This is a genomic window from Stenotrophomonas sp. 2YAF26 (genome assembly GCF_052114625.1).
Lineage (GTDB): Bacteria > Pseudomonadota > Gammaproteobacteria > Xanthomonadales > Xanthomonadaceae > Stenotrophomonas > Stenotrophomonas indicatrix.
The window spans coordinates 43,539-56,933 of record NZ_JBFRFC010000011.1 but is presented as its reverse complement, the minus strand read 5'-3'; the positions used below and the strand labels follow the sequence as shown (position 1 = coordinate 56,933).

15 protein-coding genes, 2 tRNA genes and 1 pseudogene are annotated in these 13,395 nt (G+C 65.8%); 8 read left to right on the top strand and 10 right to left on the bottom strand.

All coding sequences use genetic code 11. The features are described 5' to 3' along the window. The first annotated feature begins 16 nt into the window (after positions 1 to 16). Genes AB4Y98_RS12885 through AB4Y98_RS12875 form a run of 3 tightly spaced genes read left to right on the top strand, consistent with a single transcriptional unit; the run spans position 17 to position 4,779 of the window. Positions 17 to 634 carry a DUF4126 domain-containing protein gene (locus AB4Y98_RS12885; protein WP_025874628.1) on the top strand — a complete coding sequence of 206 codons (618 nt, stop codon included), beginning with the start codon at positions 17 to 19 and terminating at the stop codon, positions 632 to 634. 44 nt (positions 635 to 678) lie between these two features. Beyond that, positions 679 to 2,574 (top strand): EAL domain-containing protein, encoded by a 1,896-nt coding sequence (locus AB4Y98_RS12880; protein ID WP_032976658.1) that lies wholly within the window; start codon positions 679 to 681, stop codon positions 2,572 to 2,574. Beyond that, positions 2,575 to 4,779 (top strand): ATP-binding protein, encoded by a 2,205-nt coding sequence (locus tag AB4Y98_RS12875; RefSeq protein WP_442244473.1) that lies wholly within the window; start codon positions 2,575 to 2,577, stop codon positions 4,777 to 4,779. A 1-nt stretch (position 4,780) separates the two neighbouring features. Here the strand turns inward: AB4Y98_RS12875 and bfr are convergent, their stop codons facing one another. From bfr to AB4Y98_RS12855, 4 genes are all read right to left on the bottom strand, one after another. Then, positions 4,781 to 5,251 (bottom strand): bacterioferritin, encoded by a 471-nt coding sequence (gene bfr, locus AB4Y98_RS12870; RefSeq protein ID WP_025874625.1) that lies wholly within the window; start codon positions 5,249 to 5,251, stop codon positions 4,781 to 4,783. A gap of 140 nt (positions 5,252 to 5,391) precedes the next feature. Further along, entirely contained in the window at positions 5,392 to 5,601 is a 210-nt protein-coding gene (locus AB4Y98_RS12865; protein ID WP_032951724.1) for a (2Fe-2S)-binding protein, read from the bottom strand. A gap of 135 nt (positions 5,602 to 5,736) precedes the next feature. After that, a complete protein-coding gene (locus AB4Y98_RS12860) occupies positions 5,737 to 5,925 on the bottom strand; it encodes a hypothetical protein (RefSeq protein WP_312786958.1) in 189 nt (62 codons plus the stop codon). A gap of 110 nt (positions 5,926 to 6,035) precedes the next feature. Further along, positions 6,036 to 6,659: an RNA pyrophosphohydrolase gene (locus AB4Y98_RS12855; protein ID WP_025874624.1), complete on the bottom strand. Its 624-nt coding sequence runs from the start codon at positions 6,657 to 6,659 to the stop codon at positions 6,036 to 6,038. 121 nt (positions 6,660 to 6,780) lie between these two features. On the opposite strand from AB4Y98_RS12855, the gene AB4Y98_RS12850 reads away from it, so the two are divergent. Continuing rightward, positions 6,781 to 6,857, top strand: a tRNA-Met gene (locus AB4Y98_RS12850). A gap of 52 nt (positions 6,858 to 6,909) precedes the next feature. Further along, positions 6,910 to 6,983, top strand: a tRNA-Gln gene (locus tag AB4Y98_RS12845). Between the two features lie 211 nt (positions 6,984 to 7,194). Here AB4Y98_RS12845 and rpsI read toward each other — a convergent pair. Both rpsI and rplM read right to left on the bottom strand, forming a co-directional pair. After that, complete coding sequence (gene rpsI, locus AB4Y98_RS12840) at positions 7,195 to 7,587, bottom strand: 30S ribosomal protein S9 (protein WP_005411311.1); 393 nt, start codon at positions 7,585 to 7,587, stop codon at positions 7,195 to 7,197. 2 nt (positions 7,588 to 7,589) lie between these two features. Next, positions 7,590 to 8,018 (bottom strand): 50S ribosomal protein L13, encoded by a 429-nt coding sequence (gene rplM / locus AB4Y98_RS12835; protein WP_025874623.1) that lies wholly within the window; start codon positions 8,016 to 8,018, stop codon positions 7,590 to 7,592. Positions 8,019 to 8,214: 196 nt separating this feature from the next. Here rplM and coq7 point away from each other — a divergent pair. After that, positions 8,215 to 8,682: pseudogene (coq7, locus tag AB4Y98_RS12830) on the top strand (2-polyprenyl-3-methyl-6-methoxy-1,4-benzoquinone monooxygenase); the annotation flags it as partial. Positions 8,683 to 8,742: 60 nt separating this feature from the next. Here the strand turns inward: coq7 and AB4Y98_RS12825 are convergent. Next, positions 8,743 to 9,063, bottom strand: coding sequence for a DMT family transporter (locus tag AB4Y98_RS12825; RefSeq protein WP_025874621.1), 321 nt, complete (start codon positions 9,061 to 9,063; stop codon positions 8,743 to 8,745). 166 nt (positions 9,064 to 9,229) lie between these two features. Further along, on the bottom strand, positions 9,230 to 10,024 hold the full coding sequence (speD, locus tag AB4Y98_RS12820; protein ID WP_025874620.1) for an adenosylmethionine decarboxylase: 795 nt from the start codon (positions 10,022 to 10,024) through the stop codon (positions 9,230 to 9,232). A 150-nt stretch (positions 10,025 to 10,174) separates the two neighbouring features. Between speD and crp the strand changes: the two genes are divergently transcribed. Both crp and AB4Y98_RS12810 read left to right on the top strand, forming a co-directional pair. Beyond that, on the top strand, positions 10,175 to 10,864 hold the full coding sequence (crp, locus tag AB4Y98_RS12815) for a cAMP-activated global transcriptional regulator CRP (protein ID WP_025874619.1): 690 nt from the start codon (positions 10,175 to 10,177) through the stop codon (positions 10,862 to 10,864). Between the two features lie 94 nt (positions 10,865 to 10,958). Beyond that, a complete protein-coding gene (locus AB4Y98_RS12810; RefSeq protein WP_442244472.1) occupies positions 10,959 to 11,720 on the top strand; it encodes a sulfite exporter TauE/SafE family protein in 762 nt (253 codons plus the stop codon). 151 nt (positions 11,721 to 11,871) lie between these two features. Here the strand turns inward: AB4Y98_RS12810 and AB4Y98_RS12805 are convergent, their stop codons facing one another. Next, complete coding sequence (locus AB4Y98_RS12805) at positions 11,872 to 12,588, bottom strand: haloacid dehalogenase-like hydrolase (RefSeq protein WP_442244471.1); 717 nt, start codon at positions 12,586 to 12,588, stop codon at positions 11,872 to 11,874. Next, on the bottom strand, positions 12,585 to 13,379 hold the full coding sequence (gene trpC / locus AB4Y98_RS12800; RefSeq protein WP_442244470.1) for an indole-3-glycerol phosphate synthase TrpC: 795 nt from the start codon (positions 13,377 to 13,379) through the stop codon (positions 12,585 to 12,587). The genes AB4Y98_RS12805 and trpC overlap by 4 nt, the downstream gene beginning before the upstream one ends. Positions 13,380 to 13,395: the final 16 nt, after the last annotated feature.

Genomic DNA, 13,395 nt, shown 5'->3' with positions numbered 1-13,395 from the left:
GCCGCCGGAGCACGCCATGACCGAAGCCCACCTGTTCGTGATCGGCATCCTGCTGGCTTGGCTGGCCGGCATCCGTGTCTACCTCACCGTATTCGGCGTCGGCATCGCCGGCCTGCTCGGCTGGGTCGACCTGCCACCGGCGCTGCAGGCCACCGAGTCGTGGTGGGTGCTCGGCACGTCGGCGGCGCTGGCCATTGCCGAATTCTTCGCCGACAAGATTCCCGGCGTGGATTCAGCCTGGGACCTGGTGCAGACCCTGGCGCGCGTGCCCGCCGGCGCCTTCCTCGCGGCAGCGACACTGTCGCCCGATGGCGACCTGGGCACCGGCGCACTGGTCGCCGGCGCGGGCGTTGCACTGGCCAGCCATGGCCTGAAGGCCGGCACCCGCGCCCTGCTCAACACCTCACCGGAACCGGCCAGCAACTGGGTCGCCTCTGCGGCCGAAGATACCGTGGTGATCGGCGGCTTGGCGCTCGCGCTGGCGCATCCATGGATCGCGCTGGTGGTGGTGCTGGCCTGCAGCCTGGCCGGCGCATTGCTGGTCTGGCTGGTCTGGCGCACCCTGTGGAAAAGCGTGCGCTGGTTGGCACGTGGCGGCAGCGACGACGGACAACGGCAACCGCGTACCGGCTGATCGGCAGGCTTGTCGCATAATGGCCGCGAACACCAGGAGCATCGATGGCCGCAAACGAATCCGCCGCGGGCCCCCGCCCGGGACGCGCTGAAACCCCCCCGGCCGATCATTGGCAACGTTGGGCCGCCCCCTTGGCCGCGGCAACGCCTGCCGAAGCGGTACCGGCGGTGTCAGAGACACCCGCCCTGTCGGTGCCCGGCGACGGCGCCCGACTGGCGGCTCCGCCGCCCCTGCCCTCCACCGCCGCACTGCCCGAGGCGGGTAACAGTGACATCCCGCCTGTCGATGCCGACTCGCCCTACCGCGTGCTGATCGTCGAAGACGATCGTGCCCAGGCCCTGTTCGCACAGAGCGTGCTGCATGGCGCCGGCATGCAGGCGATCGTGCTAGGCGATGCCGATGGCGTGCAGCAGGCCATCCGCGAGCAACGCCCTGACCTGATCCTGATGGATCTGCACCTGCCCGGGCTGGATGGCATGCGGCTGACCGCGATGATCCGCCAGCAGCCCGGCATGCAGCTGCTGCCGATCGTCTTCCTCAGCGGCGACCCGGATCCGGAGCGCCAGTTCGAAGTGCTCGACTGCGGTGCCGACGATTACCTGAGCAAGCCGATCCGGCCGCGCCACCTGATCGCCGCGGTGGCCAACCGTATCCGCCGCGCACGCGCGCAGGCAGCGACCCTGCCCGGTGCCAACGGCGCACCGGCCACCAGCAACCCGGAAACCGGGCTGCCGACGCGCCACCACGTGCTGCAGCAACTCAACGCAACGCTGGCCCAGCACGACCGCGGCGGCGTGTTCTTCGTCGAAATCTCCAGCGCGCTGGGCCTGCGCGAGCGCTATGGCTATGCGGCCTTCGAGCGGCTGATGGTGCAGGCCGGGCAACGCCTTGCCGAGGCTGGCCATCCGCACCTGCTGGCGCGCCTGAACGACAACAGCTTCCTGCTGCTGGCGCGCAACGCCGATGAGGACAGCCTGGAAGCGATTGCCGGCACCCTGCGTGAGCAGCTGTCCGCGCGCGCCTTCGTGATCCGCGACGACGAATCGGTACACCTGCGTGGCGTGGTCGGCTACGCGCCGCTGTCGCCGGGTTTCGACGATGCCAGCAGCGCCCTGGAAGCGGTCGAACGTACCACCCTGCAGGCACGCCTGCTCAGCGCCGGCGTGGCCGGCCACGTGCATCGCCAGGTCACGACCGAGCAGGAGCACCTGGCGTTGCTGGAAGGCCAGCTCGAGCTCGCTTACCAGCCGATCGTCGCCGTCGCCGGTGGCAGCAGCGCGCAGTACCAGTTGCTGCTGCGCCTGCGCCGGACCGATGGCAGCGTACTGACCGCCGGCCAGGTGATTCCGGCAGCCGAGGCGGCCGGCCGCATCGCCGACCTCGACCAGCAAGTGCTGGAGCATGCGATGGGTCTGCTCGACCTGTATCGCCACGCCACCCAGCCGCTGAACCTGTTCGTCTCGCAGTCGCTGCGTACCCTGCAGCGCGATGCCTTCGCCGACTGGCTGCTGGAGTCACTGCAGCAACGCCGCCTGCCCGGCAGCGCGCTGGTGATCGACGTGCGCCTGCCCGATGCACTGATCCACACCGTGCCGTTGCAGCAGTTCTGCCAGCGCATGGCCAGCGTCGGCGTGCGCTTCTGCCTGAGCCAGTTCGAACCGGGCAGCGAAGCCCTGGCCCTGCTCACCCAGCTGCCCCTGTCGTTCGTGCGCATGGCCGCACGCTTTTCCAGCAGCCACTCCAACCCCGATACGCGCGAAGAACTGCGCCGATCGATCGAGCAGGCGCATGCAGCCGGCCTGCAGATCATCGGCCAGCAGATCGAGGACCCGCAGGCAGCGGCCGCGATGTGGGTCGGCGGTGTCGATTACATCCAGGGCAACATGGTGCAGTCGGCCGGCAGCGACCTGAACTTCGACTTCCACAACGCGGTGCTCTGAGTGTCACCGACGGTCGCGCTGTTGGCGGTACTGGCGCTGGCCATCGTCGCCCTGCTGGTACTGGGCCTGCGATTGCGTTCGCGCAATCGCGCGCTGGCGGCACTGCAGCGCGAACGCATCACCCTGACCAGTGAACGCGACCAGCTGCGGCGTACCACCGAGCGCCAGGGCCAGCTGGAACATCAGCTGCTGCAGGCCAAGCAGGCTGCAGAAGCAGCCGTGCTGGCCAAGGGCGAATTCCTGGCCACCATGAGCCATGAAATCCGCACGCCGCTCAACGGCATCCTGCCGATGCTGGAGCTGATTGCYCGCGGCCCGCTCGGCGAAGACCAGCGGCAGATGCTGGCCACCGCCTCGGCCAGCTCGCAGCAGCTGCTGCGCATCGTCGATGACATCCTCGATTACTCGCGACTGGAAGCCCAGGCACTGGAACTGGAGATCACCAGCTTCAACCTGCGCGAACTGCTCGACGGCGTGGTGCAGCTGCTGCAGCGCGCCGCCGAAGCCAAGGGCCTGACGCTGAGCCTGCAACTGGATCCGGCCGTACGCCTGCCGGTACGCGGCGACCCCGTGCGCCTGCGCCAGGTCCTGGGCAACCTGCTGGCCAATGCCATCAAGTTCACCGCACGCGGCCAGGTGCAGTTGCGCGTGCAGCGGCTGGGCGAAGGCCCCGCGCAGCACCAGCTGCGTTTCGAAGTGATCGACACCGGCATCGGCATCGATGAGGCCCTGCAGGCGCGGCTGTTCCAGTCCTTCAGCCAGGCCGACGCCTCCACCACCCGCATCTACGGTGGCACCGGCCTGGGCCTGGCCATCTGCAAGCGCATCACCGACCTGATGCATGGCGACATCGGCGTGCATTCCACCCCAGGCCAGGGCGCAACCTTCTGGTTTGAAATACCGCTGCTGAAGGTTCCCGGCGACCTGCCGGCGCTGGCCCGCTCGCCGGCAGCGCTGCTGCTGTACACCGCCGATGCACAGCTGCAGCCACGCGTCGAACGCATCGCCGCGCACCACGGCCTGCAGGTGCAGCCGCTGGCCAGCATTGATGAGGCAATGGAACGCCTGCGTGCAGCACCACGCCCGGGCCAGAGCACACCGGCATGGCTGCTGGTCGACGCGCGCCACCGCCGCAATGGCGAGGCGGCCCTGCAGCGCGCCTTGGCCGAGCGCGGTGCCGACGACGCACTGCAGGTGCTGTGGCTGCAGGATGATCCGGTTGCAGCACGGCCGCGCCAGCAGCAGCTGCACAGCACATTCAACGATGCCGACCTGCACGCCCTGCTGGCCCAGCCAACAGCCACTGCACGCCCGGCAGCCCTGCTGGCCAACGCCGAAGACGCCAGGCCGGCCACCGTGCTGCCGCCACTGGATCTGCATGTGCTGCTGGTCGAAGACAACACGGTCAACCGGATGGTGGCCGAGCACCTGCTGCGGGTCTTCCAGTGCCGGGTACGCAATGCCGCCGACGGCGAGCAGGCCCTCGCACTGCTGCGCGAAGGTGGAATCGACGTGGTGCTGATGGATTGCCAGATGCCGGTGCTCGACGGCTACAGCGCGACACAGCGCTGGCGCAGGGAGGAGGCCGAAGCGGGGCGGACGCGGTTGCCGATCATCGCGATGACCGCCAACGCCATGGCCGGTGATCGCGAGCGCTGCCTGCAGGCGGGCATGGACGACTATCTGTCCAAGCCGATCACGCGTGAAGCGCTGCATGCATTGCTGCAGCGTTGGGGCCGGGTTTCCGCGGATCGCGGACATGCACCGCTGCCGGACCCCGTGCAACCTGCCGCGACCCCGAGCGTGCCCGACGGCGAAAGCGTGGACGATGAACGAACGCGCGCGATCCCGATTCCACAGCCGGTGCTTGATCGCAGCGTGCTGGATGAACTGCAGGCGGTGATCGGCGATGCCGCCGCGCAGATCGTAACGGTGTTCCTGGAAGACGCACCGCAGCTGGTGCAGCAGCTGCAGCAGGCGGCGCAGGGCAACGACATCGAACGCCTGCAGGCGCTGTCGCACAGCCTGAAATCCTCCAGCGCCAACGTCGGCGCGCTGTCGCTGTCAGCGGTGGCGCGGCGGATCGAACTCGAAGCCCGCAGTGGCAGCCTGCAGCGCCCTGCCGTGGCAGTGGCGCTGCTGGTGGCGGAGTTCGCCCGCGCGCGCGTGGCGCTGACCGGCTACCTCGCCGGCCAGGCCCGTTGAATCACTCTTCGAGCTTGCTCAGCAGGTACTTCGGCTCACCGATGCGCTCGATCAGCTCCAGCTGGGTTTCCAGCCAGTCGATGTGTTCTTCCTCGGAATCGAGGATCTTCACGAACAGCTGGCGGCTGACGTAGTCGCCGACCGAATCGGCATAGGCCACGGCCTCGCGCAGGGTGACCACGCCATCGCGCTCCAGCGACAGATCGCACTGCAGGATCTCGGTCGGGTTCTCACCGATGCGCAGCTTGCCCAGCGCCTGGAAGTTCGGCAGGCCTTCAAGGAACAGGATGCGATCGGCGAGCATGTCGGCATGCTTCATTTCCTCGATCGATTCCTTGTACTCGTGTTCGGCCAGTTCCTTGATGCCCCAGTTCTTCAGCATCTTGGCGTGCAGGAAGTACTGGTTGATCGCGGTCAGCTCGTTGTAGAGGACCTTGTTGAGGAATTCGATGACCTTGGTGTCGCCCTTCATGGGGATGCTCCTGCACGCTGAAATCGCGGGCACTGTAGCGCCTTGCGCGCGCGCGTGAAGGAACGCGAATCGTGCGCATTGGCCACTGCGGCCAGCAATGAAGACCAGGAGAGCGCGGCGTCAACGCGCCGCGAAACGACTCAGGCGACCTGCGCCAGGCCCAACACCGGCAACGGCAGATCGTGGGTGGCACGCGCCTTGGCCAGCAGCTCGCCGGCCATGTCCAGGCAGGAACCGCAGGTGGCGCCGCATCCGGTGCGCATGGTCAGCTCGGCCACCGACGTGACGCCATGGCTGGCGGCTTCGCGGATCTGGTGGTCGGTAACACCGTTGCAGATGCAGACGTACACGGGCGGGAACCAGGGCAGCAGGCCAGTAGCGGCCTGGTCGCTATTCCAATGGAAACGAGAATGGTTGTCAATCAGAGACCTGAACCATTCTCGATACGGTTCAGAGTGCGGTCGAATCCACCCGGTACGAGGCGGCTACAGGCACAACAGCCCAAGCGCCAGCACCGGTGTACTGAAGAAGACGATCAGCCACTGCACACCACCACCTGCCGCCCTCAACCGCAGCAGGTAGTCCGCCAGGAACAGCGCACCCGCACAGGTCGCGAAGGCGAGGCACGCGCCCAGCGCCAGCGGCATCCATGCGATGCCGCCGAGGACTGCCACGCTCAACAACAGCCAGGGGAGGCTTGCCAGACGGACAGCCAGTCCCTGCCGGAAATACCCAGCAGACGTGCGTTGCGACCGTTCGACCCGCTCTTTGCGCAACCTGCCCGTCAAACGGCTCCCGGTTCACCCTTGGCTTTCCGCGGCCAATACCCGCCGCGCATGGGCGTGCGCTTCCTGGGCCTGTCGTGGCCGGCCGCGTGGCCTGGCATCCAGGCCTCGGCAGCGCTCTTGGGCATGGCACTGATGCCCTGCCCCGCCACCCCTTGGGCCAACGGCGCCAGATGTCGCAGGGCGCGCGCATAGACGCCACGCTTGAACACCACCACATGCTCTACCGGATACCAGAAGTCGACCCAGCGCCAATGATCGAACTCAGGCGAGTCGGTATGGTCCAGGCTGACGTGGGCTTCATCACCGGTCAGGCGCAGCAGGAACCAGACCTGCTTCTGGCCGATGCAGACCTGGCGTTCATTGCGGCGGATGGCACGCGCCGGCAGCTTGTAACGCAGCCAGCCCGGTGTCGCCCCAAGCACTTCAACGTGCTCCGGCAACAGCCCGGTCTCTTCCTGCAGTTCACGATACATGGCCTCGACAGGCGTCTCGTCGGTGTTCATGCCACCCTGCGGGAACTGCCAGCCATCCCGGCGCACACGTCGTGCCCAGAACACCTGCCCGTCCTGCCGCATCAGCACGATGCCGACGTTCGGTCGATAGCCGTCCGGATCGATCACGATGCGGACTCCTAAGAAAATCTACTGGTTGGGACTATCCCATGCCGTCTGTCGGGCCACAAGCACGATACAAAGGTGTTGACAGTCCTTGTACACATCAGCAGAATAGCGGGCTCACCAAGGCTATGTAGCTCAGCCGGTTAGAGCACAGCACTCATAATGCTGGGGTCGGTGGTTCGAGTCCACCCATAGCCACCACGTTGAAGTTGTTTTTCAATGTGAAAAGTGAGAAAATAGTTACACGTTACATTGCCCCTTAGCCAAGCGGTAAGGCACCTGACTCTGACTCAGGCATCGGTGGTTCGAATCCATCAGGGGCAGCCAAATTAAAAAGAAAAAGGCCTGATCGAAAGATCAGGCCTTTTTCTTTTTAATTTGGTCACGCCTCTCTCGCCATGCGAAGCCGCGGGTAGTGCCGGCCACTGGCCGGCAACCTCGAAATGCATGACTCCAGAACGACAAAAGCCCGGCCGAAGCCGGGCTTTTGCTTTTCCAACCAGCGGGCTCCCGAAGGAGCCCGGCCAGGCGCGGTAAATCAGCGCTTGGAGAACTGGGTGGCGCGGCGGGCCTTGTGCAGACCGACCTTCTTACGTTCGACTTCGCGGGCGTCGCGGGTCATGAAGCCAGCCTTGCGCAGCTCGGACTTCAGGGTTTCGTCGTACTCGACCAGAGCACGGGCGATGCCCAGACGGATCGCACCGGCCTGACCGGTGGTGCCGCCGCCAGCGGCGGTGACCAGGATGTCGAAGCTCTCGGTGTTCTTGGTCAGCTCGAGCGGCTGGCGCACGATCATGCGAGCGGTCTCACGGCCGAAGAACTCGTCCAGCGGACGGCCATTGACGGTGATGTTGCCCGAACCCTTGCGCAGGAACACGCGAGCGGTGGAGGACTTGCGGCGGCCAGTGCCGTAGTTTTGAGTGATAGCCATGATTAGATATCCAGAACCTGCGGCTGCTGTGCGGCGTGCGGATGCTCAGTGCCGGCGTAGACCTTGAGCTTGCGGTACATCTGGCGACCCAGCGTGCCCTTCGGCAGCATGCCCTTGACGGCGGTCTCGATCACGCGCTCCGGGTGGCGCTCAAGCGCCTGGGCGAGGGATTCGGTCTTCAGGTTGCCGATGTAACCGGTGAAACGGTGATACATCTTGTCCTGCAGCTTCTTGCCGGTGACGACAATCTTTTCTGCATTGATGACGACCAGGTAGTCGCCGGTATCAACGTGCGGGGTGTAGACCGGCTTGTGCTTGCCACGCAGACGGCGGGCCAGCTCGGTGCAGAGACGGCCCAGGGTCTTGCCCTCGGCGTCGACGAGGTACCAGTCGCGCTGGACGGTCTCGTTCTTGGCAGTGAAAGTGCTCATGAAGAACTCTTGGTTAGGTCGGGCTCATTGCGGCGAAGGACTCGCCGGAACTCTGCCACGCGTTGTGAAAGGTGGAGCGTAAGGGGCGGCATTGTACGCAGCTTGGCTGGCGGGTGCAAGCCGGCGCCCGCCCCGGGTTGGCAGGGGGCCGGGGCCGGGCGAGAATCGGGCTTCCCCCGCTCCACGCCGTGCCGCCATGACCGTGCTTCGCCAGACCACCCCGCTGGACCATCTGCTGACCGAGGCGCAGCGCGCCCTGGACACGGTGTTCGGCAACCCGCCGGCCAGCCGCCCCTATCCGGCCACGGACACCGGCGAGCCCGGCATGGACAGCGCCCAGCGTCGCCACGCGGCCGGGCTGATGCGCATCAACCATGTCGGTGAGGTCTGCGCCCAGGGCCTGTACTTCGGCCAGGCCGCGGTGGCACGCGACCCGGCGACCCGCGAACATCTGCTGGAAGCGGCCCAGGAAGAGACCGATCACCTGGCCTGGTGCGCCACCCGCCTGGGCGAGCTGGACAGCCGCCCGAGCCTGTTCAATCCGCTCTGGTACGCCGGCAGCTACACCATCGGTACCCTGGCCGGGCTGCGCGGCGATGGCTGGAACCTTGGCTTCGTGGTCGAGACCGAGCGCCAGGTGGAAGCCCATCTGGACGAACATCTGGCCCCGCATGGGTCGCCGCAGGTCATGAGGTTGCCGGCCAGCGGCCGGCACTACCAGGGCTTAGTTGGGTGACACCAGCTTCAGGCCGATCACGCCGGCCACGATCAGGCCCACACAGGCCAAGCGTGCCGGCGAGGCGCTGTCGTTGAACAAGTAGATGCCCAGTACGGTCACGCCCATGGCGCCGATGCCGGTCCAGATCGCATAGGCCGTGCCGACCGGAATGTTCTTCATCGCCTGGCTCATCAGATACAGGCTGATCAGGGCCGATACCACCGTCAGGGCGGTCGGCACGGGTTTGCTGAAACCTTCGGAGTACTTCATTCCAAGGGCGAATCCGATCTCGAACAGACCGGCCAGCAGCAGATAGATCCAGGGCATGGGTGGGGGCTCCTTACCTTTTTTGAGAAAAACGAAACGGCCCGGTGTTTTCACACCGGGCCGTAAGTCGGTACATCGCCGTGGAACTGAAGATTGCGCCAAGCGCAGGTTCCACGGGGCGGGGCGTCCCGCCTGGGTGGCGATGCCTGCCGGCATCGCACATGGGTCACTCAGCCAGGTTGCGGCCGTGGAACAGCTCTTCGATCTCACGACGCAGCAGCGCTTCGATCTTCATGCGTTCCTTGAACGAGATGTTCTTGGCCTTTTCCTCGAACAGGTACTGGTCCAGGTCAAAGTCCTTCAGGTGCATCTTCGTGTGGAAGATGTTTTCCTGGTAGACATTGACGTCGAACATCTCGTAACGCGACTTGATGTTCTTGGCCAGGAAGTTCTGGATCGAGTTGATCTTGTGATCGATGTAGTGCTTCTTGCCCTTCACATCACGCGTGAAGCCACGGACACGGTAGTCCATGATCACGATGTCCGATTCCAAGCTCTCGATCAGGTAGTTCAGTGCCTTCAACGGCGAAATGACGCCGCAGGTAGCCACGTCGATATCGGCGCGGAAGGTGGCAATGCCTTCCTGCGGGTGTGTTTCCGGATAGGTGTGCACGGTGATGTGCGACTTGTCCATGTGCGCGACCACGGCATCGGAAATCAACTCCTTGCCGGCCTGCTTCTTGTCGATCACCGGCTCTTCGGAGATCAGGATCGTCACCGAGGCACCCTGCGGATCGTAATCCTGGCGCGCCACGTTGAGGATGTTGGCGCCGATGATCTCAGCGACATCGGTCAAGATTTGAGTAAGCCTGTCGGCGTTGTACTCTTCATCGATGTATTCAATGTAACGCTGACGCTCCTCTTCGGTGCGCGCGTAACACACGTCATAGATGTTGAAGCTCAGCGCCTTGGTGAGGTTGTTGAAACCCTGCAACCTCAGGCGAGGCAACGGCTTGACCACGGCGGTCGATTCCTGTGTAAGAAGGGAAAGGGGGAATTATGCGGCATAAGTGTCTCCAGGGGGAACGTGAAGACGCTCAGGTTCTGGCACACTGTTTGCCCTTAACAATTGCGCTGGTTAAGCTCCGCTATCGACCCCGTGAATCCGTTCATGCGCAGAGGGAGCGCCCCTATCGTGTCAACCGTGCGCCTAGCTAGCAGCCCATTGGCCTTGGACATCGCAACAATCGACCGCTTCCTGGCACACAGCCACAGGCGGCGCTATCCCACCCGTACCGACGTCTTCCGACCCGGTGATCCGGCAGGCACCCTGTATTACGTCATCAGCGGCTCGGTTTCGATCATGGCCGAGGAGGAAGAGGACCGTGAGCTCGTGCTGGGCTATTTCGGCGCCGGTGAGTTCGTCGGCGAGATGGGCCTGTTCGTGGAGTCGGATCGCCGCGAGGTGATCCTGCGCACCCGCACGGCCTGTGAGCTGGCCGAAATCAGCTACGAGCGCCTGCATCAGCTGTTCCTCGGCCCGCTGTCGGCCGATGCCCCGCGCCTGCTGTACGCGCTGGGCCAGCAGATCTCCAAGCGCTTGCTGGACACCAGCCGCAAGGCCAGCCGCCTGGCGTTCCTGGATGTCACCGACCGTATCGTGCGCACCCTGCACGATCTGGCGCAGGAGCCGGAGTCGATGAGCCACCCGCAGGGCAGCCAGCTGCGCGTCTCACGCCAGGAACTGGCCCGTCTGGTGGGCTGCTCGCGCGAAATGGCCGGCCGGGTGTTGAAGAAGCTGCAGACCGACGGCCTGCTGCATGCCCGCGGCAAGACCGTGGTGCTGTACGGCACCCGTTGACCACCCGGTGTCCGCCGGGCATGGCCCGGCGGATCGCCGTACGTGCGACGTACCATCGCATGTCCCGCACACCCGCTTCCGCTAGGCTCGATCCATGGAACTGAGCAGCGAATTCTGGTGGTTCATCCTCATCGGCCTTGGCGCACAGCTGGTTGATGGTGCGCTGGGCATGGCATTCGGGCTGGTTTCTTCATCGGTGCTGCTCAGCATGGGGCTGCCTCCCGCACAGGTCAGCGCCAGCGTCCATACCGCTGAGGTGTTCACCACCGGCGCATCCGGTGTGTCGCATCTGGTAGCAGGAAATGTCGACAAACGCCTGTTCTTCCGCCTCGCCTTGCCCGGCGCCTTGGGCGGCGCACTCGGCGCGTACGTCCTTACACAGGTCCCTGGCGACCTGATCCGCCCGCTGATCTACCTGTACCTGCTGGTGCTGGCCATCATCATCCTGGCCCGCGCGGCCGGCCGCTGGATGCCCAAGGGCGAGATCCGCCGGGTGCCGGTGCTGGGCTTCTTCGCCGGCCTGCTCGATGCCAGCGGCGGCGGTGGCTGGGGCTCGGTGGCCACCTCCACCCTGCTCGCCCGCGGCGGTCAGGCGCGGACCACGATCGGCACCGTCAACGCGGCCGAGTTCGTGGTCACCTTGACCATCTCGGCCACGTTCCTGCTGTCGATGGGGGTGCAGCACCTGCAGATCGTCGCCGGCCTGCTGATCGGCGGCATGATGGCCGCGCCGGTGGCGGCGGTGCTGGTGAAACGGGTGAAGGAACGCTGGGTGCTGGTCGCAGTGGGCGTGCTGGTGCTGGGCATCAGCCTGTTCCAGGTGGGCCATGCGCTGTTCGGGTACCTGGGCCGCTGACCGCCCGCCGGGCGTGGCCCGGCRCTACCCGCGTGGGATTCGGTAGTGCCGGCCGCTGGCCGGCGACCTCATGAGCTGCGGAAGGGGATGCAAGGTTGCCGGCCAGCGGCCGGCACTACCGGGTCCCTGCCCGGCGGGCTGGCGGGATCGATTACGCCTTGTCGCCACCGCGGTCCGCGCAGCCCCAGTTGAGGATGCGGGTACCGGCCGGCAGCACGCGGCGGAAGAATTCCACCTTGGCCGGCTTCGGGTTGACCACCACCGGCGCTTTCGCCGCCAGCAGCAGCGGGAGATCGGCGGTGCTGTCGGAATAGGCGATGTCGATGTCACCGTAGCCGCGCTCGCGCAGCATGCGCATCTTCTCTTCGTTGTGGCAGTGTCGGGTCGGCCCTACCCCGCCCAGACGCGGCCCCACTTCGGTGCCGATCACCGGCACGTCCTGGTGAGCGACAAAGGCCAGGATCGCGCGGGCCAGCTCCGGCGGCGCACCGGTGGCCACCACCACGCGGTCGCCCTTGGCACGATGCGCGGCGAACACCTCCAGCGCCTGCGGCAACAGCTTGGCGCGCATCTGCGCCTCGTTGCGCAGCACGTAGGCGTCGATCACCTTGTTGAACTCACGCGCGCGGTGCAGGCCGAAGCTGCCGATCCACACATAGACCGAAATGCCGGCACGGCGGGTCGGCAGCATCGCCACCATCGGCCCGGCAATCGGGGTGACCAGCAGCGCCGCCAGCATCCGCAGCGGGTTGCGCTTGATCAGCGACGCGAACAGGTGGGTACCCGAATCGCCGTCATACAGGGTGTGGTCGAAGTCGAAGACCACCAGCGGCGCATCCTCGCGCGGCGTTGGATAGTGCGTTTTCATGCTGCGAAGAATAGCTGACGCAGACCCTCGCCCGGCTCTTCCACGCGCATGAAGGCCTCGCCGACCAGGAACGAGTGGATGCCGGCATCGCGCATCAACGCCACGTCCTGCGGGCCGAGAATGCCACTCTCGGTAACCAGCAGGCGGTCGCGCGGCACGGCCAGGCGCATGTCCAACGTGGTCTGCAGCGACACCTCGAAGGTGCGCAGGTTGCGGTTGTTGATGCCGATCATCGGCGCCGGCACCTGCAGCGCACGCTCCAGTTCGTCGATGTCATGCACTTCCACCAGCACGTCCATGCCCAGCGACATCGCCAGTTCGGACAGCGTGGCCAGTTGCGTATCGTCCAGCGCGGCGACGATCAACAGGATGCAGTCGGCGCCGAGCACGCGCGCCTCGTACACCTGGTAGGCGTCGATCACGAAGTCCTTGCGCAGCACCGGCAGCGTGCACGCTTCGCGCGCCTGCTGCAGGTAGGCGTCGGCCCCCTGGAAGAAGTCCACGTCGGTCAGCACCGACAGGCAGCTGGCGCCGCCAAACTCGTAACTGACCGCGATGTCGGCCGGGCGGAAGTCGGGGCGGATCACACCCTTGGACGGGCTGGCCTTCTTCACTTCGGCAATCACCGCTGGATCGCCATTGGCCACGGCAGCCTGCAGCGCGCGCACGAAGCCGCGCACCGGTGGCGCATCGGCCAGCGCGGCCTGCAGCTCCTCAAGCGGCCGCTGGGCGCGGCGCTGGGCTACTTCTTCGGCCTTGCGGGCCAGGATCGTCTGCAGGATATCGCTCATCGTCGTCGGGTCGGTG